The sequence below is a fragment of the Actinomadura sp. DC4 genome (genome assembly GCF_030406325.1).
Classification (GTDB): domain Bacteria; phylum Actinomycetota; class Actinomycetes; order Streptosporangiales; family Streptosporangiaceae; genus Actinoallomurus.
Window position 1 is genome coordinate 1 of the sequence record NZ_JAUEQY010000060.1, and the last position, 20348, is coordinate 20348.

The 20348-nt window shown below is 68.8% G+C and carries 25 protein-coding genes and 1 pseudogene; 11 read left to right on the forward strand and 15 right to left on the reverse strand.

Features of this window, described 5'->3' with window-relative positions:
- Window positions 1-253 (reverse strand): annotated as a pseudogene (locus QWU11_RS46395) (IS701 family transposase); the annotation flags it as partial.
- A 675-nt stretch (window positions 254-928) separates the two neighbouring features.
- Here QWU11_RS46395 and QWU11_RS46400 point away from each other — a divergent pair.
- The gene (locus QWU11_RS46400; RefSeq protein WP_290121008.1) at window positions 929-2188 is read left to right on the forward strand and encodes an ATP-binding protein; all 1260 of its coding nucleotides are present in this window, start codon (window positions 929-931) and stop codon (window positions 2186-2188) included.
- 391 nt (window positions 2189-2579) lie between these two features.
- On the opposite strand, the gene QWU11_RS46405 is transcribed toward QWU11_RS46400, so the two are convergent.
- The 7 genes from QWU11_RS46405 to QWU11_RS46435 form a co-directional block, all read right to left on the reverse strand.
- Complete coding sequence (locus QWU11_RS46405; protein ID WP_290121009.1) at window positions 2580-3554, reverse strand: NADP-dependent oxidoreductase; 975 nt, start codon at window positions 3552-3554, stop codon at window positions 2580-2582.
- Window positions 3555-3608: 54 nt separating this feature from the next.
- Window positions 3609-4004 (reverse strand): MerR family transcriptional regulator, encoded by a 396-nt coding sequence (locus QWU11_RS46410; RefSeq protein ID WP_290121010.1) that lies wholly within the window; start codon window positions 4002-4004, stop codon window positions 3609-3611.
- Window positions 4005-4199: 195 nt separating this feature from the next.
- Complete coding sequence (locus QWU11_RS46415) at window positions 4200-4712, reverse strand: hypothetical protein (protein ID WP_290121011.1); 513 nt, start codon at window positions 4710-4712, stop codon at window positions 4200-4202.
- Entirely contained in the window at window positions 4702-5550 is an 849-nt protein-coding gene (locus tag QWU11_RS46420; protein ID WP_290121012.1) for a hypothetical protein, read from the reverse strand. The genes QWU11_RS46415 and QWU11_RS46420 overlap by 11 nt, the downstream gene beginning before the upstream one ends.
- A 301-nt stretch (window positions 5551-5851) precedes the next feature.
- On the reverse strand, window positions 5852-6850 hold the full coding sequence (gene gap / locus QWU11_RS46425; RefSeq protein WP_290121013.1) for a type I glyceraldehyde-3-phosphate dehydrogenase: 999 nt from the start codon (window positions 6848-6850) through the stop codon (window positions 5852-5854).
- Between the two features lie 132 nt (window positions 6851-6982).
- A complete protein-coding gene (locus QWU11_RS46430; RefSeq protein ID WP_290121014.1) occupies window positions 6983-7930 on the reverse strand; it encodes a DJ-1/PfpI family protein in 948 nt (315 codons plus the stop codon).
- 82 nt (window positions 7931-8012) lie between these two features.
- Window positions 8013-8933, reverse strand: a complete 921-nt coding sequence (locus tag QWU11_RS46435) for an SDR family oxidoreductase (RefSeq protein ID WP_290121015.1) — start codon at window positions 8931-8933, stop codon at window positions 8013-8015.
- An 87-nt stretch (window positions 8934-9020) separates the two neighbouring features.
- On the opposite strand from QWU11_RS46435, the gene QWU11_RS46440 reads away from it, so the two are divergent.
- Entirely contained in the window at window positions 9021-9587 is a 567-nt protein-coding gene (locus QWU11_RS46440; protein WP_290121016.1) for a TetR/AcrR family transcriptional regulator, read from the forward strand.
- 3 nt (window positions 9588-9590) lie between these two features.
- Here the strand turns inward: QWU11_RS46440 and QWU11_RS46445 are convergent, their stop codons facing one another.
- Together QWU11_RS46445 and QWU11_RS46450 are read right to left on the reverse strand one after the other, a co-directional pair.
- The gene (locus QWU11_RS46445; RefSeq protein ID WP_290121032.1) at window positions 9591-10241 is read right to left on the reverse strand and encodes an SUMF1/EgtB/PvdO family nonheme iron enzyme; all 651 of its coding nucleotides are present in this window, start codon (window positions 10239-10241) and stop codon (window positions 9591-9593) included.
- A gap of 71 nt (window positions 10242-10312) precedes the next feature.
- Window positions 10313-10762, reverse strand: a complete 450-nt coding sequence (locus tag QWU11_RS46450) for a VOC family protein (RefSeq protein ID WP_290121017.1) — start codon at window positions 10760-10762, stop codon at window positions 10313-10315.
- 83 nt (window positions 10763-10845) lie between these two features.
- Here QWU11_RS46450 and QWU11_RS46455 point away from each other — a divergent pair, with 83 nt between their 5' ends.
- The 7 genes from QWU11_RS46455 (at window position 10846) to QWU11_RS46485 (ending at window position 15055) form a co-directional block, all read left to right on the forward strand.
- The gene (locus QWU11_RS46455; RefSeq protein WP_290121018.1) at window positions 10846-11295 is read left to right on the forward strand and encodes a nuclear transport factor 2 family protein; all 450 of its coding nucleotides are present in this window, start codon (window positions 10846-10848) and stop codon (window positions 11293-11295) included.
- Between the two features lie 44 nt (window positions 11296-11339).
- Window positions 11340-12098 (forward strand): GNAT family N-acetyltransferase, encoded by a 759-nt coding sequence (locus tag QWU11_RS46460; protein WP_290121019.1) that lies wholly within the window; start codon window positions 11340-11342, stop codon window positions 12096-12098.
- A gap of 46 nt (window positions 12099-12144) precedes the next feature.
- Window positions 12145-12498, forward strand: a complete 354-nt coding sequence (locus QWU11_RS46465) for a metalloregulator ArsR/SmtB family transcription factor (RefSeq protein ID WP_290121020.1) — start codon at window positions 12145-12147, stop codon at window positions 12496-12498.
- Window positions 12495-12935: an SRPBCC domain-containing protein gene (locus QWU11_RS46470; protein WP_290121021.1), complete on the forward strand. Its 441-nt coding sequence runs from the start codon at window positions 12495-12497 to the stop codon at window positions 12933-12935. The genes QWU11_RS46465 and QWU11_RS46470 overlap by 4 nt, the downstream gene beginning before the upstream one ends.
- 2 nt (window positions 12936-12937) lie before the next feature.
- Window positions 12938-13696 carry an alpha/beta hydrolase gene (locus QWU11_RS46475; RefSeq protein WP_290121022.1) on the forward strand — a complete coding sequence of 253 codons (759 nt, stop codon included), beginning with the start codon at window positions 12938-12940 and terminating at the stop codon, window positions 13694-13696.
- Between the two features lie 157 nt (window positions 13697-13853).
- Window positions 13854-14456, forward strand: coding sequence for an ATP-dependent Clp protease proteolytic subunit (locus QWU11_RS46480; protein ID WP_290121023.1), 603 nt, complete (start codon window positions 13854-13856; stop codon window positions 14454-14456).
- On the forward strand, window positions 14453-15055 hold the full coding sequence (locus QWU11_RS46485; RefSeq protein ID WP_290121024.1) for an ATP-dependent Clp protease proteolytic subunit: 603 nt from the start codon (window positions 14453-14455) through the stop codon (window positions 15053-15055). Before QWU11_RS46480 ends, QWU11_RS46485 begins: the two co-directional genes overlap by 4 nt.
- Here QWU11_RS46485 and QWU11_RS46490 read toward each other — a convergent pair.
- Window positions 15052-15450 carry a PPOX class F420-dependent oxidoreductase gene (locus tag QWU11_RS46490; protein ID WP_290121025.1) on the reverse strand — a complete coding sequence of 133 codons (399 nt, stop codon included), beginning with the start codon at window positions 15448-15450 and terminating at the stop codon, window positions 15052-15054. The genes QWU11_RS46485 and QWU11_RS46490 overlap by 4 nt on opposite strands.
- Window positions 15451-15685: 235 nt before the next feature.
- Here QWU11_RS46490 and QWU11_RS46495 point away from each other — a divergent pair, with 235 nt between their 5' ends.
- Together QWU11_RS46495 and QWU11_RS46500 are read left to right on the forward strand one after the other, a co-directional pair.
- Window positions 15686-15883, forward strand: a complete 198-nt coding sequence (locus QWU11_RS46495) for a hypothetical protein (protein ID WP_290121026.1) — start codon at window positions 15686-15688, stop codon at window positions 15881-15883.
- A 157-nt stretch (window positions 15884-16040) separates the two neighbouring features.
- Complete coding sequence (locus tag QWU11_RS46500; RefSeq protein WP_290121027.1) at window positions 16041-16361, forward strand: type II toxin-antitoxin system VapB family antitoxin; 321 nt, start codon at window positions 16041-16043, stop codon at window positions 16359-16361.
- 3 nt (window positions 16362-16364) lie between these two features.
- Here QWU11_RS46500 and QWU11_RS46505 read toward each other — a convergent pair whose 3' ends face one another.
- The 4 genes from QWU11_RS46505 to QWU11_RS46520 all read right to left on the reverse strand — a co-directional run bounded on the left by QWU11_RS46505 (window position 16365) and on the right by QWU11_RS46520 (window position 19634).
- Window positions 16365-17459, reverse strand: a complete 1095-nt coding sequence (locus QWU11_RS46505) for an alpha/beta hydrolase-fold protein (RefSeq protein ID WP_290121028.1) — start codon at window positions 17457-17459, stop codon at window positions 16365-16367.
- A 134-nt stretch (window positions 17460-17593) separates the two neighbouring features.
- A complete protein-coding gene (locus QWU11_RS46510) occupies window positions 17594-18496 on the reverse strand; it encodes a hypothetical protein (protein ID WP_290121029.1) in 903 nt (300 codons plus the stop codon).
- The gene (locus tag QWU11_RS46515) at window positions 18493-19062 is read right to left on the reverse strand and encodes a DUF4865 family protein (RefSeq protein ID WP_290121030.1); all 570 of its coding nucleotides are present in this window, start codon (window positions 19060-19062) and stop codon (window positions 18493-18495) included. Before QWU11_RS46515 ends, QWU11_RS46510 begins: the two co-directional genes overlap by 4 nt.
- An 11-nt stretch (window positions 19063-19073) precedes the next feature.
- Complete coding sequence (locus tag QWU11_RS46520) at window positions 19074-19634, reverse strand: TetR/AcrR family transcriptional regulator (RefSeq protein WP_290121031.1); 561 nt, start codon at window positions 19632-19634, stop codon at window positions 19074-19076.
- Between the last annotated feature and the right edge of the window lie 714 nt (window positions 19635-20348).

Consider the following 20348-nt stretch of genomic DNA (forward strand, 5'->3'; position numbering starts at 1 on the left):
CCCACGGCGTGAAGTTCAACAACCGCTCGATCCCTGCCCTGGTGGGCTCCCCGGTGAACTCCGAAATAGTCCAGGCGTTCTTACGTTCCAGCGGCGCCAGCAGACCACGCAGGTACTGCCGGAAATGTCTGGACTCGACCCGGAAGAACCGCTTCTCAAACCGCGCACAGACCCGCTCGAACTCGCGTTCCCATTCGGCCAGATCAGCACGTGTCACCGTCCGGGCAACAACGGCCTCAATAGATGGGGGCATGCCAACACCCTCACACACCCCACCCTGATCACTTGCTGATACTCACCAGTCACCAAAGGTGATCTAGTGATGTAGTACTAGACCGCTGAGCCAGAACAGACTGCCGCAAGACCGTCCGTCAGAGCGGGCCCCAGGGTAGACACGCCTTGACGCATGGTCTGACCCGGTCTCAGTTCCAGTCTCATTCGGCTACGTTCGCGGGCGTTCGGTAGGGACCGCCACGCCACTCTCGCCCTGGTCACATATCGCTCTGACCTGAGACGGACTTCGGTCAACAGACTTGGAAAGCGTGTCGGGGGCAACCCCTCAGGAGTTCGAATCTCCTATCCTCCGCCACACTGAGCAGGAGTGACGCAAGCCCGGCACCTTCCGATGCCGGGCTTGCTGACTTCGTAGTCTCGTCGCGACCGATCCCTCCCGCCAGGATGCCGCTCACCACGTCCTCCCTTCGGCATCTTCGCCAGGCGATGTCCGCGACGGCCCCGTAGGTGCAGAAACACGGCACCCACCATCGACCGCATAAGGACAACCCCCGTATCCGCAGAGCCTCTGTAGATCTTCGGTGAATCACTCACGAGGGTTTCGGCAGATCGCCCATACAGCCTTCGGCAGAACGCCCACAGAGGTTCGGCGGGACGCCCACACCATGGGCGGCACCTGCGATATGCTCGCCGGGTGGATGGCGATGGACTGTACGCTCGACGTGCTGAGGCGATGGCGCTCGAAGCGCTCGCCGACACTCGGGTTGTGGTCGTCAACGGCGCTCGGCAGGTAGGTAAGAGCACCCTGGCCAAGTTGATCGTCGAACGGTCTCCCGACGCACGGGAGTTGTACTTGGATGATCCCGCCGTGCGTGCGGCGGCTGAGAGCGACCCCAGCGCCTTCGTGCGGCATGACGGCTTGTTGTTGATCGATGAGATCCAACGGGTCCCGGATCTGTTGTTGCCGATCAAGAGGGAGGTCGATCGGAACACGCGTCCAGGCAGGTTCCTGCTGACTGGCTCCGCTCGTCTCTTGGGGTTGCGCGATCTCCCTGACGCGCTGCCAGGACGATCCGAGACGATCGAGTTGTGGCCGCTGTCACAAGGGGAGATCGACGGAACGCCCGACGGATTCGTCGACGCAGTGTTCGGCCAGGGGGTTGAGGTTTCTATGCCTACCTGTGAGTTGACCAAGCGCGACTATGTGGCCCGTGCGTTGCGCGGCGGTTATCCGGAAGCCGTTCGGCGGGATCAGGGGCGTCGGAGGTCGAGGTTCTTCGACTCGTATATCACGGACCTGGTGACGCGAGATGTGCGGCAGATCTCCGATATCGAGCGGCCGGCGGAGATGCGTCGGCTGCTCAGCGTGGTGGCCGCGCGGATGGGAACGCTGGCCGTCGTGCAGTCGATGGCTAATGACGTCAGCCTGCCTCGGATGACGCTTTCACGCTATCTGGATCTGTTGGAGCTGGTATTCGTGATCAGGCGGATTCCCGCCTGGTCGTCCAACCTGACCACGCGCGCCATCTCGACACCCAAGCTGATCGTCACCGATTCCGGACTGGGTGGAAGGCTCATCGGCCTGTCCGAGGAGCGCGCCAAGGATCCGACTGCCCTGGTAGGGCCCCTGTTGGAGAACTTCGCGATCGGCGAGGTGGCGCGACAACTCAGTTGGGCAGAGGAGCCTGTTCAGCTCTTCCATTACCGCGACCGCGACAAGGTCGAGGTCGATATGGTGCTTGAGCATGCGTCGGGCCAGGTGATCGGCGTCGAGGTCAAAGCGGCCGAAACGGTGCGGAGCGACGACTTCCGTGGCCTGCGGCACCTCGCGGATCGGCTTGGTGACCGGTTCGAAGCGGGGTTCGTCCTGTACGCGGGTGAACAATCATTGCCTTTCGGTAAACAACTAAAGGCACTGCCGATGGCCGCGTTGTGGCAACTCGGAACGTCCTGAGCCTAAATTCGAATCTCCTATCCTCCGCCACACTGAGCAGGAGTGACGCAAGCCCGGCACCTTCCGATGCCGGGCTTGCTGACTTCGTAGTCTCGTCGCGACCGATCCCTCCCGCCAGGATGCCGCTCACCACGTCCTCCCTTCGGCATCTTCGCCAGGCGATGTCCGCGACGGCCCCGTAGGTGCAGAAACACGGCACCCACCATCGACCGCATAAGGACAACCCCCGTATCCGCAGAGCCTCTGTAGATCTTCGGTGAATCACTCACGAGGGTTTCGGCAGGTCACCCATCCAGCCTTCGGCAGACTGCCGATAGCGACGACTGGCTTTCACCTTTACCCGATCCGCGGTCCAGTGTGTGGCCTTCTCTTGGCGTCGGCCAGGCACTTCTCATGTCACCTTGATGACGACCTTGCCGGAAGTGTGACCGTTCTCGACGGTGGCGAGGGCGGCCGGGGCGTCTGAGAGCGGATGGACCACGGTGATCACGGGGGCGAGGAGCCCGTCGAGGGCCAGCCGGGCGGACCGCTCCAGGTTCTCGCGGTCGATGCGGCGCTCGACGGAACGCCCACCGAGTTCGGACACGGACGAATCACCCACGGCGATGACGTTGCGGGGATCACGGGCCAGCGGAACGACCGTCCGCAGCGAGGTGCCTCCGACCAGGTCGACGATCCCGTCGAAGCCGTCCGGAGCCAGCTCGCGTGCCGCGGTGACGACGTCCCCGGCGGCGTAGTCGATGAACCGTGCCCCTATGGCCTCGGCGTGCTCGCGCTTGGCGGCACTCCCCGTGCCGACCACACGCAGCCGGCGCCCGACGGCCAGCCGGCCGACGGCGAGGCCGACCCCGCCCCCGACCCCGTTGACCAGGACCGTGGCACCGGCCGGGAGGCCGAGCTGGTCGAGCGCATCCACCGCGGTAGTCCCGGCCACTGGCAGCGTTGCCGCCACGGTCGCGGCCAGACCCGCCGGGATGCGCGCGGTGTTCGGCGCCGACAGCACCGTCGTCTCGGCGTAAGTGCCGCCACCGGTGAATGCGAAGCCGAAGACCGCGTCACCCACCTCGATCCCGTCGACGTCCTCACCCCGGGCGAGAACGGTTCCCGATGCCTCCATGCCCAGCACGCGAGGAAACGGACGCCCACCGCCAAGCCCGGAGACCAGACCCGAGCGCAGAAGGTGGTCGAGCGGATTCACGCCGGCGACGTCGACCCGGATCAGCACCTCGTCGCGAGCGGGGACGGGATCGGGACGATCGAAGAACTCCTGCACCTCGGGCCCGCCATACCTGCCGAAACCCCACGCCTGCCCCATCTTCTGCCGCCTCCCGTGGCCGACCCCGGTGGTTCCGGGCTCTGTCGCCATCCTCACCGCTCACATCGATGTCAGAGGCAACCGGATGTGGTGCAGGTCACAGCATCAGGATGCCCGTGCCGCCGGTTCCGGCGCCGTGGACAGCTCCGCCCGGTGCCGACTGTTGGCCCTGATCAGCCCGTCTAGCGCATCCCGGGTCTCGATCAGGTGCGCGATGTCGGCGTCGATCCGGTCACGCTCGCGCGTCATCGTCGCGAACGCCAGCTCGACGACGCCCGGGTCACCGGGGGTCTCCACGCACGGCAGCACAGTCGCGATCACCCGGCTGGACATACCCGCGTCGAACAGCTGTCGGATGAGTGACACGCGCTCGACCTCGGCCTCGGAATAGTGACGCTGCCCGGCGTCGGAGCGTGAGCTGGTCAGCAGGCCCTGCTCTTCGTAGTACCGCAACGAGCGCGGACTCACGCCCGTGCGCTTGGACAGCTCACCGATCCGCATACCTGAGAGCCTACGTAGTCCTCGACCCGTGTACGCCCGGCGACTCCGTGATGGACGGCCACCACTGCGCCGTCCGACCCCACGCCAGATACCGGTGTGTGCGGTTAACGGCGGGCCCGCCGCGCTCACGCACGCCCGAGGGAGCCCTGTCAGGAGATCTGGGCCTATCTGGCGGTTAGCCCGTTCGCGTACCGCTCATTGGATTCTGGCCCAGCAGGTGGCCCTTCCCCAGAATTCGTTGTTCACGACCTGGCTGAGAACCTTGCCGTTCATGGTTATCGAACAGGTGAGTGGGAAGTCGGCATACCCGTTGAAGGTATTGATCGTCACTTTCCCGCCCGGTTGCATGTTGACCGTCTTCTGCAGAGTGGGGGTGGTGGGTGAGCCGTGACTGACGCAGTTCGCCAGGCTCCGCGGGGGCTTTTGAGCCGGCATATCGAACTGTCCGTCCCCGGTCGGTGTGGTGTACGTCGCGGTGTCACCGGCGCATGCGCCGGTGACTTGGAGGACGACGGTTTGCGCCGCACCGCCCGGCGCCGTCAGGCCATCTCGGCTTCTCGCCAGCAAGACGGCGCCGCCGGTCAGCTCGCCGAGCACCAGGACCAACCCCAGCACCGTCACCCAGCCCGGCAGCAGGGTCAGCGCCGCGCGCGCCGATGAGTGCCCACGCCCTGCCAAGAGCCGGCCTCTCTTCCCATCATTGGTCACCCTGCCGCGGCTCGGCGGCGCTTGCGCCCGCCTGGCCGCTTGCATGAGGGGCGGCCCGGATGGCATCTGTGAGCCAGCGGGCGTTCTCGGCCAGGTCATCGATCTCAGCCAGCGCTACCGACTCCGCCGGCCCAGCCACCGCGGATGGCGCGTGACGCTCCGCCAACGCCTCGTCGGCCTTCCGGACCTGCCCGGCGTAACGCTCCAGGGCTTCGATGCGCTTGGCGACCAGCCCGGTGTTTCCGCCGCCCCGGCCCGGCCGCCGTGCCAGCACCTGGGCGATCTCCCACTCCTGCCGGGACAGGACCACATTGTTGGCGACATCATCCAGCAGACCCGCCGCCGCGGTTGCCGAACCCGTCACGGCGGCGATCGCGGCCTGCGCCCGAGCGAGCATCACCCGCGACTCCGGATCGAAATCATCGCCCACCAGATAATTGCTGTGCGCCCGGCGGGCCCCTTGGCGCAGCTGCCATGCGTCCATGCGCACAAACGCGCTTACCGTGCACGCCAGCTGCACTGTCACAGTCACGATCATCGCAGTGCATAGGTCGCCGGTGAACCATGCCGAGGTACACCAGACCGCGGCGAGAACGACCTGCGCAGTAACGGCAGCGATCCTGCCCGCCAACCCGAACATCCCCGCCAGGACGACGGGGAGCAGCGCGCATACCGCGCCGAGGCCAATCGCCCGAGCGACATCTCTGCCGGCCCGCCGACCCCACCCCGGCAGCGCTGTCGGCGCACCCGAAGCTGAGGGCAACCGTTGACCGAGGTCGGCGAGCGGACCGCGGACCTCGACCGGAATCGCCGGATCGAAAACCGGCCGGATCATCATTTCCTAAACCTCGCGGAGATTGTTCCGCAGCCACCGGCGAAAAGCCAGTGGCTCGCCACGCTCTATGTGGCAACAGATTCTCCAAATAGACGGGCTCCTATAGCGGCGCTCTGGACTGTGATTTCGGCCCCGCTGCTGGTCTACAAGCACCAGGTCCACGTCATCGGCCTGAACCATCGGCACCCTGATCCAGACCGCGCCGGAGATCTTCGGCGAGGTCATGCGGCTGCCGCGAGCATGACGCGACCTACCAGCCCTGATCCGCCTGCCTGCGCGAAGGCCTTCCGGCCGCCGGTGGCGGTCAGCCGCGCGCGAGGAGCTCGAGGGTGTCGATGACGCGGTTGGAGAAGCCCCACTCGTTGTCGTACCAGGCCACCACCTTGACGTGCTTGCCGTCGACGCGGGTGAGGGCGGCGTCGAAGATCGCCGACGCCGGCCGGCCGGTGATGTCGCTGGAGACCAGCGGCTCGTCGGTGTACTCGATGATGCCCTTGAGCGCGCCATCGGCGGCGGTGCGGTAGGCCGCGAGCACCTCGTCGCGGGTGACCCCGCGCGTGACCGTGGTGTTCAGCTCCACGATCGAACCCACCGGGACCGGCACGCGGATCGAGTCGCCCGACAGCTTGCCGGACAGGTTCGGCAGCACCAGGCCGATGGCCTTGGCGGCCCCGGTGGTGGTGGGCACGATGTTCACGCCGGCCGCGCGGGCGCGGCGCAGGTCGCGGTGGGGGGCGTCCTGCAGGTTCTGTTCCTGGGTGTACGCGTGCACCGTGGTCATGAAGCCGTGCTCGATGCCGGCCAGTTCGTCCAGTACGGATGCCAGCGGAGCCAGCGCGTTCGTGGTGCACGAGGCGTTCGAGACGATCACGTGCTCGCCGGGCTCGTAGGCGTCGGTGTTCACGCCGTACGCGAGCGTGACGTCGGCGCCGGCGGAGGGAGCGCTCAAGAGAACGCGCTTGGCCCCGGCGTGGATGTGCGCGCGGGCGGCGTCCGCCGCGGTGAACCGGCCGGTGGACTCGAGCACGACGTCGACGCCGAGCTCCGCCCACGGCAGGTTGGCGGGCTCGCGTTCGGCGAGCACCATGATGCGGAGACCGTCGACCACGAGGTAGGTCTCCTCGACCTCGACGGAACGGCCGAGACGGCCGAGGGTGCTGTCGTACTTGAGCAGGTGGGCGAGGGTCTCGGTGGAGGCGAGGTCGTTGACGGCGACCACTTCCAGGTCACTCTCGCGCTCGAGCAGCGCGCGGAGGGTGTTGCGTCCGATCCGGCCGAATCCGTTGATGGCGATGCGGGTCATGGAGGCTCCTTTCGTCGCCTCCTCATCCTCGACATCCGGATATCGGCGCCGACAGTGGCCTGAACGACAACATACGCAAGGATCCCGCCAGGACTTTCGCCACCGCCCGCAAGGATCCCGCCACTCCCGAGGTCAGGCCGAAAAGGTGTGCCGGTATTCCGTCGGGGAGGTGCCGAGAATGCGCTGGAAGTGCAGCCGGAGGTTCGCACCGGTGCCGAGCCCGACCTGGTCGGCGATCTCCTCCACGCCCAGATCGGTGCGTTCGAGCAGTTCGCGCGCCAGGTCCACCCGCGCCCGGAGCACCCACTGCATCGGGGTGTAGCCGGTGTCCTGCACGAACCGCCGCGAGAAGGTGCGCGCCGACACCCGGGCGTTGCGGGCCAGCGCCTCCAGGGTGAGCGGCTCGGCAAGGTGCGCCAGGGCCCACTCACGCGTGCCCGCGAACAGGTCGCCGAGCGGCTCGGGCACGCTCCGCGGAACGTACTGCGCCTGCCCTCCGCTGCGGTACGGCGCCGCCACCAGCCGTCTCGCCACGTGGTTGGACTGCCCGACGCCGTGGTCGCGCCGCACCAGGTGCAGGCACAGGTCGATGCCGGACGCCGCGCCCGCCGAGGTGAGCACGTCGCCCTCGTCCACGAACAGCACGTTCTCATCCACCCGTACGAGCGGATGCCGCTCGGCCAGGGCCCGCGTGTAGTGCCAGTGGGTCGTGGCCCGCTTACCGTCGAGCAGGCCGGTCGCCGCCAGCGCGAACGCGCCGGTCGAGATGGCCGCGAGCCGGGTGCCGCGCTCGTGCGCGGCCATGAGCGCCCCGACGACCGCCGCCGGCGGCGCCGTTGTCGCCGGCTCCCGGTAGCCGGGGATGAAGATCGTGTCGGCCTGGTCGAGGGCGCCGAGGCCCTCGGCCACGTGGTACGAGAGGCCGTCGCCGCCCGTCACCAGCCCCGGCGCGGCGCCGCACACCCGTACCTCGTACGGCATGCCCGGCCGGCTGGAGAACACCTGCGCGGGGATGCCGACGTCGAGCGGCTTCGCGCCTTCGAGCACGAGCACGGCGACGTGGTGGTTATCCCGGCTCATCGGCCTCATTCGTGGCGTGGATGACGTCTATCGCAAGCATTCTGCCACGTGGAGGGCCGGCGGTGCCGGCCCTCCACGCCTCTCACGCGAAGTAGTGACCCTTGTCCAGGTCCTCGATGAGTCCAGGCCCGGTCGGCTGCCACCCCAGCAGCTCGCGGGTCAGGGTGCTCGACGCCGGGCTGTCGGACCCGAAGAAGCCGGCCATCCAGGTGAAGTGCCCGGCCGCGTCCTCGGGCGAGACGGCGGCCACCGGGATGTCGAGGTGCCGGCCGATCACCTCGGCGATGGATCGGGTCGGCACGCCCTCGTCGGCGATCGCGTGCAGGACGGACCCCGCCGGGGCCTTCTCCAGTCCCAGGCGGAACAGGAGCGCGGCGTCGGACCGGTGTACGGCGGGCCAGCGGCCGCTTCCGTCGCCCAGATAACCCGAGACGCCCTTCTCGCGGGCGATGCCGACCAGAGCCGGCACGAAGCCGTTGTCTCCCTCGCCGTGCACGGTCGGCGAGAGCCGTACGACCGACGAGCGGACGCCACGGGAGGCGAGGGAGAGGGTCTTCTGGGCGTTGGCCAGCCGGGTCCGCGGGCCGGCGGGCAGGTGCGCCGCCGCGTCGGGGTCGCGCCCGTCCTGTTCGGTCGCGACGCGTCCCGGTGCGAGGCCGAGCGTCCCGGAGGCGATGAGGAACGGCCGGTCAGAGCCCGCGAGCGCCTCGCCGAACGTCTCGATGGCACGGCGGTCGGCGTCGGCGGCGCCCTCGAAGTCGCCCGAGAAGGCGATCTCGTGCTTGAACGCGAGGTGGATGACGCCGTCCGACGCGGCGGCCGCGCTCCGCAGGCCGTCGAGATCGTCGAGGGTGCCGCGATGCACCTCGGCGCCGGCCGCGGTGAGAGCGGCGGCCGAGGTGTCCGAGCGAGCGAGCCCGACAACCTGGTGACCTGCGCCGATGAGCTCGGGAACGACGGCGGAACCGATCCAGCCGGACGCGCCGGTGACGAATACGCGCATGAGAGAACCTCCATACTGATGTCAGCAACTGACATCAGAACAGTAACACCTGATGTCACTCACTGTCATCAGGCTAGGATCAAGGACATGGGTCGATGGGAGCCGAACGCGCGCGGGCGGCTCGAACAGGCGGCGATGGAGCTCTACAGCGAGCGCGGGTTCGAGCAGACCACCGTGGCGGAGATCGCCAAGCGCGCGGGGCTCACGGAGCGCACGTTCTTCCGGCACTTCGCCGACAAGCGCGAGGTGCTGTTCGCGGGCGCGAGCTCCCTGCAGGAGCTCTTCGTGACCACCCTCGCCGGCACCCCCGGCTCCGCGGCCCCGATCGACGCGGTCGCCGTGGCCCTCGACGCCGCCGGCGCCATGTTCCAGGAGCGTCGCGAGCACGCCCGGCGGCGCCACGCCATCATCGTCGCCAACGCCGAACTCCGGGAGCGCGAGCTGATCAAGCTCGCCTCCCTGGCCGCGGCCCTCGCCGAGACGCTGCGCCGCCGCGGCGTCCCCGAGCCGGCCGCGAGCCTGACCGCCGAGGCGGGGATCGCCGTCTTCAAGGTCTCGTTCGAACGCTGGATCGGCGACGCCGAGGAGCGCGACATCGCGCAGATCATCCGAGAGTCGCTCGACGAGCTCAAGGCCGTGACCGCGGGCAAGTGAACGTCAGCCCCGGCTTCGCGCCAGCCGGAAGCCGAGGTCGTCGATGCTCAGTGTCGGATGGCTCTTGCGCCGGGTCGACGCGCGGCAGCCCCAGGCACGGTCGAAGGCGCCTCCGCCGCGGAACACGCGGTACGGGCCGTACACCCGGGGGTCGTAGACGTCCCAGCACCACTCCCACACGTTGCCGATCATGTCGTGCAGGCCCCAGGCGTTCGGTTCCTTGCCCGCGACGTCGTGCAGGGCGCCGCCGGAGTTCCCGCGATACCAGGCGATGTCGTCCAGCTCGCCGTAACGGACGTCCGAGGTGCCGGCCCGGCAGGCGTACTCCCACTCCGCCTCGGCCGGCAGGCGGTAGCCGTCGGCGGTCCAGTCGCAGGTCACGTCCAGTGCGTCCGGGTCATCGCCGATCGAGTAGCAGGGCCGCAGGCCCGACTCCCGCGAGAGCACGTTGCAGAACCGTACGGCCTCCGTCCAGGAGACCTCGGTCATCGGCGTCGTACCGGAGAGCGCGGAGAACGCCCCGCCGAGGACCGCGCCGTACAGGTCGCGCGTCACGGGACACGGTGCCAGGAGGAACGCGTCGACCTCGACCTTCCAGCTCGCCTTCGTGCCCTCGTCCCGCAGCACGATCGTCCCGGCCGGAATCTCGGTCATCCGCAGAGTCGTCATCTCAGGCCGACCCTAGCCCGGCGAGGGCGCCCCGGCCGGAGGAATTCGGACACCCCCTAGTCAGCGGACCGGAGGCGCTCGATCGCGAGGGCGGCGGTTCCACAGACGCGGAGATCGGGATCCTCTGACGGGTACGTGCCGATCTCGACGAGGTTCCCGTCCGGGTCGCGGAAGTAGACGCTGTCGATCGGCCCGATGGCGCCCGTACGCGCGACCGGACCCTCCTCGATCTCGACGCCCTTGAGCTCCAGCTCGGCCACGACGAGATCGAGCGGCATCTCCGCGATCAGGCACAGGTCGGCGCTGCCGGGCGTCGGGCGGGCGGCCTTCGGCTCGTACTCCCGGCCCGCCGGATGCAGATTGATCTTGGTCTTCCCGAAGCGGAGGGCGCGGCGGCCATCGTGGAAGGTGACCTCCTCCATCTCCAGGACGCGAACGTAGAACGCGACCGTCGCGTCGACGTCGGCGACGGTCAGCACCAGGTGGTCCAGCCGATCGATGCGCATGGCACATCGTAGGCACCGGGGGCATCGCCACGGCGTCGCGTGGGTACATGCCGCTCGCATCCGTCACAGAAGGGACGCCACCGATGGAGAACCGTCCTCCGTTCACCGCGGAGACCGCCGTGCAGAAGGTCCAGGCGGCCGAGGACACCTGGAACACCCGCGACCCCGCCAGAGTGGCGCTCGCCTACACCGAGGACTCGGTCTGGCGGAACCGCGGCACGTTCCTCCAGGGCCGGCCGGCGATCACCGGCTTCCTGACCGCCAAGTGGCAGCGCGAGCTCGACTACGCCCTCCGCAAGGAGCTCTGGGCCTTCGGCGACGACCGGATCGCGGTGCGCTTCCAGTACGAGTGCCACGACGCGGACGGCCGGTGGTGGCGCAGCTACGGCAACGAGCTGTGGGAGTTCGACGAGCACGGGCTGATGCGCCGCCGGGAGGCCAGCATCAACGACGTGCCGATCGAGGAGGAGGAACGCCGGATCTTCGGCACGCGGCCCGAGAACGAACGCGGGGTGCCGTTCCCGCTCCAGTGAAATCCGGTTGCCCGCCGGGCTGAGACTCTGCTCGGCTGAGCGGCATGGATCAAGATGTGGTACTCACGGCCTTCGACCAGCGCGTACGGCGGCGGCCGATCCCCGACCCGCCCGACGGCCGCGTCGAGGACGCGGGCACGGTCGTCCGGCTCGCCGGCGCCTGGAACGGCGTCGTGTGGTCCGACCTGGCCCGTACGGACGCGGACGCGGTCATCGCCGAGCAGGTACGGCGGTTCGCGGGCGTCTCCTGGGAGTGGAAGCACTACTCCTACGACGAGCCCGCCGACCTGCCCGAACGCCTGGTCGCGGCCGGGTTCACGCCCGAGCAGGAGGAGGCGCTGCTCGTCGCCGATATCGCCGACCTGGACCTCGGCGTACGGCCGGTGCCGGGCGTCGAGCTGCGCGCCGTCGAGGACGAACGCGACGTCGCGGCGTTCGTCGCGGTGCACGACGAGGTCTTCGGCGGCGACTATTCACGCCTGGGGCGTACGCTCCTGACCGCCCTCAGGGAACACCCGGGTACGGCGGCGGCCGTGGTCGCGTGGGCAGGGGAGGTGCCGGTCTCGGCGGCTCGCGCGGAGTTCCACGCCGGCACCGGTTTCGTCAGCCTGTGGGGCGGCGGCACGCTGCCGGCCTGGCGGGGCCGCGGCGTGTTCCGCTCGCTGGTCGCGTACCGGGCGGCGCTGGCCGAGGCGCGGGGATTCCGCTATCTCCAGGTCGACGCCTCGCCCGACAGCCGCCCGATCCTGCGGCGTCTCGGCTTCACCGAGCTCGCCACGACGACGCCGTTCGTCCATCCTTGACAACCATTTGGTTGTGCAAATCAACGGTTGTGGATACCGTCGGGGCATGACAGCAGTCCTCGAAGACGAGTTGAGCCTGGTGTTCTCGGCCCTGGCCGACCCCACCCGGCGGGCGATCCTGGAGCACCTGGCCCACGGCGACGCGACGGTCAACCAGCTCGCCGAACCGTTCGCGATCACCCAGCAGGCGGTCTCCAAGCACCTCAAGGTGCTCGAGCACGCACGCCTCATCTCGCGGACCCGTACCGCGCAGTCCCGGCCCTGCGTCCTGGAGACCGTACGGCTCGACGCGGCCGTCGGCTGGATCGAGCGCCACCGGCAGATCTGGGCCGACCGGCACGACCGGCTGGAGGAGCACCTGGCCGTCCTGCGGGGTCGCGACGAGGGGACGCCTCGATGACGGGCGAGCTGACCCACCGCCGGGTGCACCGGGCGTCGCGCGAGCTGCTGTTCGACTGCATGACCACGCCCGAGCACCTCACGCACTTCTGGGGACCGGCGGGGACGACGACGCCGGTGGACGGCATCGTCATCGACCTGCGGCCCGGCGGGGCGTTCGAGACCACGATGGTCGACGACGCCGACGGCGGCTCGTACACCATGCGGGCCGTCTACGCCGAGATCCTCCGCCCGGAGCGGCTCGTGTGGATCGAGCCCGGCGTCGAGGGCGGCATGCGCACCACGGTCACCTTCGTCGACCTGAAGGACGGGCGTACGGAGGTGGTCACCCATCAGACGAACGTGCCGGCCGCCTACATGAGCGCCGAGGCGCAGGCCGGGTTCGCCACGAGCCTCGACCGCTTCGACGTCTACCTCGCCACTCTCGAGCGGAGCTGATCATGCCCACCGTCACCTCACCCGACGGCACCACGATCGCGTACGAGCGGTCCGGCGCCGGGCCGGCGCTCATCCTCGTCGACGGCGCCATGTGCCACCGCGCCGCCGGTCCGATGCGGCCACTCGCCGCCCTGCTGCAGGACGCCTTCACCGTCTACGCCTACGACCGCCGGGGCCGGGGGGAGAGCTCGGACACGGCTCCGTACGCGGTCGCCCGCGAGGTCGAGGACCTGCGGGCCCTGATCGAGCGGGCCGGCGGCGAGGCCTACGTGTACGCGATGTCCTCCGGCGGGGCACTGGCCCTGGCGACCGCGCCGTCGACCGCCGGGCTGGCGCTGTACGAGCCGCCGTTCATCGATCACGGCACCGGTGCGAAGGAGTACACCGAACGGCTGCGCGAGCTGCTCGGCGACGGGCGCCGGGGCGACGCGGTCGCGCTGTTCATGGCGCGCGTCGGCGTCCCCGAGCCGGTCGCGGCCGGGATGCGCGCCCAGCCGAGCTGGGCCGCGTTCGAGGCGATCGCCCCGACGCTCGCCTACGACGACGAGCTGCTCGGGGGCGGCCGGGTGCCGCACGGCATGGAGGTGCCCGTTCCGACGCTGGTCCTCTCCGGCGGCGCAAGTCCGCAGAGCCTCCGGCGCGCCGCCGAGGCCACCGCGGACGCGTTCCCCGCGGCGCGGCTCCGGACGCTGGAGGGCCAGACGCACGACGTGTCACCGGACGCACTCGCTCCGGTGCTGAAGGAGTTCTTCGGCCGGTGATTCGCTATGGGCATATGCGCCCACGGCGAAACACCATTGACGCGACAGGCGTTTTGAATTAACCGATTCCGAGGTTTATCCGCCCCTGGCGAAATGGCTTTCATCTGCCAGGTGAAGCCGATTAACGTCACGCTCAGCAACGACGATTGGATGGCGGATGACGACCTCACAGACCCTCGCCCGGCCTTCGGACAACGACCTGAGCGACCCGCTCTACCAGCGGTTGCTGCGCAACCGCATCGTCTTCCTCGGGCAGGAGGTCGACGATGACATCTCGGGCCGCATCTGCTCCGAACTCCTGCTGTTGTCCGCCGAGGACTCACAGGCCGACATCTATCTCTACATCAATTCGCCCGGCGGCTCGGTGACCGCCGGGATGGCGATCTACGGGATGATGCAGTACGTCCCGAACGACGTCGCCACGGTCGCGATGGGGTTCGCCGCCTCGATGGGGCAGTTCCTGCTGTGCGCGGGCGCGCCGGGCAAGCGATACGCCCTGCCGTACACCCAGGTCGTCATGCACCAGCCGCACGGCGGCGTCGGCGGCACGGCCACGGACGTCAAGATCATGGCCGAGCAGATGCTGCACACCAAGCGCCTCCTCGCCGAGCGCATCGCGTTCCACACGGGGCAGCCGGTGACGCGGATCGTGGAGGACTCCGACCGCGACCGCTGGTTCACCGCCGAGGAGGCGCGGGAGTACGGCTTCATCGACCACGTCGTCCACAACGCCCGCCAGGTCGACGGGCCGCTGTCATGATGCCGTCCTTCACCGAGCGGACCTCGTACGGGACGAGGGAGACCAGCCCTTACGACAAGCTGTTCGAAGAGCGCATCGTCTTTCTCGGCACTCCGATCGACGACATCTCGGCCAATGACGTGATGGCGCAGTTGTTCACACTGGAGTCCCTCGACCCCGACCGCGACATCAGCCTCTACATCAACTCGCCGGGCGGCTCGCACACGGCGATGACGGCGATCTACGACACGATGCAGTTCGTCCGCTGCGAGATCCAGACGGTCTGCGTCGGCCAGGCGGCGGGCACGGCCGCCGTGCTGCTCGCGGCCGGCACGCCCGGCCGGCGCTCGGCGCTGCCCCACTCGCGAATCCTCCTGCACGAGCCGGAGCTCGGCGCGACTCAGGGGCAGGCCAGTGACCTGGAGATCCAGGCCCGGGAGATCCTCCGGATGCGCACGCAGCTGGAGGCGATGATCGCCCGGCACACGGGCCTGGAGACCGGGCGGATACGCCGTGACATCGAGCGCGCCCACATCCTGACCCCCGAGCGCGCCCGGACGTACGGCCTGGTCGACGACGTGATCGCCAGCCGCAAGGCCCGCCCGTACGCCGTCGTCTAGGGGACGAAACGGATGACCCGGTCGGGGATCACGCGGACGATCAGCCGGACCTCGCCGGGCTCGGCCTTCGGCGGGTCCGTGCCGAGATATTTGTAGGACAGCTCGTACGGCAGCCGCTTGTCCTCGTCGACGGAGAGCTCGGCGGTGCCGCGGATCTCCACCGACTCGTACGGGTTCGCCAGGTCGAAGATCGAGACGCTGATGCGCGGGTCGGCGGTGAGGTTGCGCGCCTTCTGCCGGCCCGCGGTGGTCGAGAACACGATCGAGTCCTCCTCGCGGCCGACCCACACGACGGACGCCTGCGGCGAGCCGTCCTGCTTGACCGTCGCGACCGTGGCGAAGTTCTTGCCGTCCAGGATCCGGCGTACCGGCTCGTCGAGAATCATCCTCAGCATCCCTCATGATGGTCTGTAGTAGATAGTCCCGTTATAGACTATCCGCTACAGACTTTTCAATCATGGCCTCTGACCTGGGGTTGAACCGTCACCCGACACGGATGAGCCGGTCGGCGCGACCTCGCCGTGAGGGTTATGTGTCCACTCTGTTGCATTGCGGGTGTTTGATCACGTTTTCTGCGGAGATCTCTGGTGCATCTCGGGGGAGACGTTCGACCCTGTGGAGGTAAAAGAGATGCTCGCCATAGTCGCCGCAGTCTGCTTCGCCATCGCGCTCCTGTGCGACTGGCTCGGAACGGGCTCGGACTTTTTCAACTACCAGACTCTCGACACCCTCGGCTTCCTGCTGATCGCACTGCACCTGGCCGGATTCGGGGCGGGCTACGACTGGCGGGGCCGCGGCCGTGCCTGGCGCGGCCGGTCCAGACGCTGACAACGACTACACAGATCATCAACAGCGGGCCGGTATCCGTACGGGTACCGGCCCCTGTGATTCGTACCCTGCGGGTCAGATATCGGACGGAATCTGATGCAGACCGGGAGCACAACAAGTGGCGTGATCACCGGCATCGCCGCCTAAACTGCTTGACGTGATCTTCAAGGCCGTTGGGGAGGGGCGCCCTTACCCGGAGCACAGCCTCAGCTCCCGCGACTGGGCCAATGTTCCGCCCCGTCAGGTGCGCCTCGACGAATTGATCACCACGAAGGCCGGCCTTGACCTCAACTCCTTGCTCGCCGAGGACTCCACGTTCTACGGCGACCTGTTTCCGCACGTCGTGCAGTGGCGCGGCCAGCTCTATCTCGAGGACGGCCTGCACCGGGCCCTGCGCGCGGCCCTGCACCAGCGCACGGTGCTGCACGCCCGCGTACTCGACCTCGACGCCGTCGACGTGACCCCCTCGCCGCGGTAGCCGTCACACCTGCGTCGTGACCCACTCGAACATCTTCGGGAACGCCTGCCGCCACGCGGCGTAGTTGTGCTGCCCGCCCTTGATGACCAGGAACGGCGCGCCCGGCTGGTACTGCTTGACCAGGTCCACGAACGCCTGCGCCTGCACCATGTCGCTCTGCGCCGCGGTGCCCGACATCACCCAGAAGTGCGGCAGCGGCGCCGGCGGCAGCGCCTGGGCCAGCACCTTCAGCGGCGAGTTGGCCGCCCGCAGCGCCCGGTCGCCCCGGAACGGATCGACCGCCCGCGGCAACCGGTTGGTGCGCAGCGGCTCGAAGTAGCCGCTCAGTGCGGCCGCCGCGCCGTACCGGTCGGGATGACGCAACGCCAGGTTGGCCGCGCAGAAGCCGCCCTCGGAGAACCCCGCGATGCCCCAGGCCGGTCCGGGCCGCTCCACCCGCAGCCGCCCGGCCACGTCGTCGGGCACGTCGAACGCCAGGTAGGTCTCGTCCTGCTCGCCGCGTACGGTGTTGAGGCACTGCGTGGAGCGGTCGAGGCCGCCGTTGGCGTCCGGGATGACCAGGACCACCGGTTTGGCCTTGTGCGAGGAGATCAGCTTGCGCAGCATTCCGGAGACCTTGAGCCGGCCCTCGTAGTCGCCCGGAGTGCCCGGCGAGCCGTGGATCAGCTCGATGACCGGGAAACGCTGCCCGGCGTACGGCTTCTGGAAGTACTGAGGCGGCAGGTAGACCACACCTTGGCGGCTGACCCGGCTCTGCGGCCCGGGCAGGGTGGTCTGCAGGGCGAACCCGTTCTTGCGCGCCTGCCGTTTGCGCACCGCCTCGCTCAGCACCTGGTCGAGACGGGCACCGAGGTCGGGCACGCGCGCGACGCTCGCCGGCGCCTGGTTGGTGAGGTCGCGCCACGCGTCGTCCCAGCTCTCGTAGTAGCCGTAGACGTGGTTGACGAGCGCGACGCCGAACATCATCGCCGGTGGGAAGGCCATCACTCCGGCGACCACCTTGAGCGCCACGTGCCTGACCCGTACGAGCCAGTAGAGCGCACCCGCGAAGAGCAGCACGAGCAAGGCGAAGAAGACGAAGCCCTGCGGACCGAACACGACCCTCCCCCGCCCAGACGCTGGTCACCGCTCGGTGCCAGCATGACGTCCGCGGCAGCGGGTCAGATCCCGATCGGAGCCATTGCGACCGTCAAGATTCCTTTACTGTGTGTAGTTGTCTTATCATGTTTGCGTTACCAGTCGGCTTGGAACGCACGCGCGGGGTTCTGCACGAAGAACCCTGTCGCCGTCGCCTCGCCGATTTCCCGTTCGATCGCGGGCCGCAGCCGCGCGAGGAGGTACGGCAGACCGGGCCCGCCTCTCACCGAGCGCGCCTCCGCGGTGGTGGTGTCGCCGCCGATCAGCAGCTGGTCGGCGTGGCCGGCCTCCACCAGCGCCGTGAGCGAGTCGAGCAGCCGCCAGTCGGTCGCATGGTTGGCCCGCGAGGGCCCGTCGAAGGCCAGAAACGCACCCGCCTCGGCCGCCTGCTTCTGGGTACGGAGGTCGGGCGAACGGTTGAGGTGACCGAGGATGACGCGTGACGGGGGTACGGCCAGGTCGCCGCAGAGCAGATCGAGGACGTCCAGCGCGGCGGTCCCGAGCTCCAGGTGGACGCCGATGGGCGCGCCGGTCTCGTGGTGCGCGCGCGCCGCCGCGGTCATGGTTTTTCGGGCATGCGCGTCCAGCCCGTGGAAACCGCCGGCCACCTTGACCATCCCGGCGCGCGGTCCCCCTCTTATGCCCCGGGTCAGCTCGGAGACGAACGTGTCCGCGAGCCGGTCTCGTACGCCGTCCAGGAGTTCGCGGTCGTAGTGCGCGACCTGGTGCAGGCCGGTCGCGGCGATCAGAGTGACGCCGGTCTGTTCGGACAGCTCGGCGAGCATGTCGGCCGGCCGGCCCATGCCGTACGGCGTCCACTGCACGACGGCCCGCCCACCGGCCTTGCGGAACTCTGCCAGCTCCTCGGCCGCGGCCTGTTCGTCGTCGAGCTCCTGGCCCGGGAGGCGGGGGGAGTTGAGGAACAGGTGGTCATGTGCGTCGCAGACACCGAGGGCTTCGGGCTCCACGTCGCCGAGGACCGTACGGACGGTGCTCACCAGTGGCGCCCGGTCGGGATCTGCTTGAGGGCGGGGCTGGACAGGTGGAGCACCTGGTAGTGGTCGCCGGCTGTCTCTGTCTTCTCTGCCCAGAGGGTGAAGCGCACCAGCTCCCAGGAGAACGGATCGACCGCGAGCGCGGTCGAGTGCACGCCGGGGGTTCGGGTCTGGAGATCGGAGAGGGCGTCGGCGACGGCCGCCGCGGGGTCGCCGTCGATCCGTTCGGTGAGGCGGGTGGCGTGGAGGGGTTGCCGCATGCGGGCCGGGCCATGTTCGAGGGCGACGCCGGTCCAGTGGCGTACGGAGGGGCGGCCGAAGTCGCGGACGATGTTGTGGAAGCCACCCCCACCCCAGAGGAACCGGTTCATCCCGGTCGGGGACTGCCAGAGGTAGAAGGGCGCGTACTGGTTGACGGGTGATGCGTCCCCGCGCTCCCTGATGAGGTACGCCTTGAGCCCGAGCCCGTCGAAGTCGTCGAGAGCCGAACCCCGGGTCGCGACCCGCTCCCGGATGATGTCCATGTCGTAGTCGGCGGGCAGCGTGATCTCGTACTGCATGGCGTGCATTGGGGGCTTTCCTATCGTTTGGGGGCGCCGCCGAGCAGCCCGAGGATGCCGCTGATCGCCCGATCGAAGGGTTCGGCGGACCCGGCGGCGCGGGCGAGGACATAGCCGCCTTGCAGGGTGGCGACGATGGTGGCCGCGGTGGCGGCGGGATCGAGCCCGGGCGGGAATTCGCTGAGATCTTCTTGGATCACCTCCGCGAGGCGCTTCCGCAGCCAGGCAAAGGTCTCGTCGACCGGCTGCCGCAGCAGAGGGCTGGCGATGATCTCCGGATCCTGCGTCAGCCGCCCGATGGGACAGCCGCGGAGCACTTCCCGCTCGCGCAGGAGGTAGGTGGAGATGCGGGAGAGCGGAGATCCGGACGCGGAGAGCTCGGCGTCAGCGGCGGCCCGCATCTGTTCTGCTGACCGTCGTACCGCTTCGAGGGCGAGCTCCGCCTTGCCGGAAAAATGGTGATACATGCTCCCTTGCCCGGCCCCAGCCCGCTCCTGAATGGCCTTAGGACTGACCCCGACATAGCCCCGCTCCCAGAGCAGTTCCTGAGCACTCCGAACCAACCGCTCCCGCGCCGACATGCCGTACATACTAGTAGGTACAGAAGCGACGCGCGGAGCAAGCGACGGAGCCAGGCAGCGGGGTGCGGGTTGCGAGACCGAAGGTCAGCGTGAAGAACGAAGGGCGCGAGGCGTACGGATGCGGGACCGAGCATGACGGCGAACACCGAAGGCCGGCTCCGCGCGGAGATGTACAACGCGATGTCCGGCACGGAAGCCTGCGACCAGCACTGAAGCGCCGGACACGTACACGGGAAATGTCGGGCCTGACGCGGAGCGTGGGGGTCCCCGCACACACGGGACGTGGGTGTGGGTGCGGGTTGATGGGGCGGACGCGGCAGTCAGGCGCGGATTCGGCCGCGGAACCGAGAGAACACGGAAAGACCCGCTACGACGAGAAGAAAGCGCGGAAGCGCGGAAGCGGAAGAGGCGGAAGCGCGGAAGCGCGGAAGCGCGGAAGCGGAAGAGGCGGAAGCGCGGAAGCGCGGAAGCGCGGAAGCGGAAGAGGCGGAAGCGCGGAAGCGCGGAAGCGCGGAAGCGGAAGAGGCGGAAGAGGCGGAAGCGCGGAAGCGCGGAAGCGGAAGAGGCGGAAGCGCGGAAGCGCGGAAGCGGAAGAGGCGGAAGCGCGGAAGCGCGGAAGCGGAAGAGGCGGAAGCGCGGAAGCGCGGAAGCGGAAGAGGCGGAAGCGCGGAAGCGGAAGAGGCGGAAGAGGCGGAAGCGCGGAAGCGCGGAAGC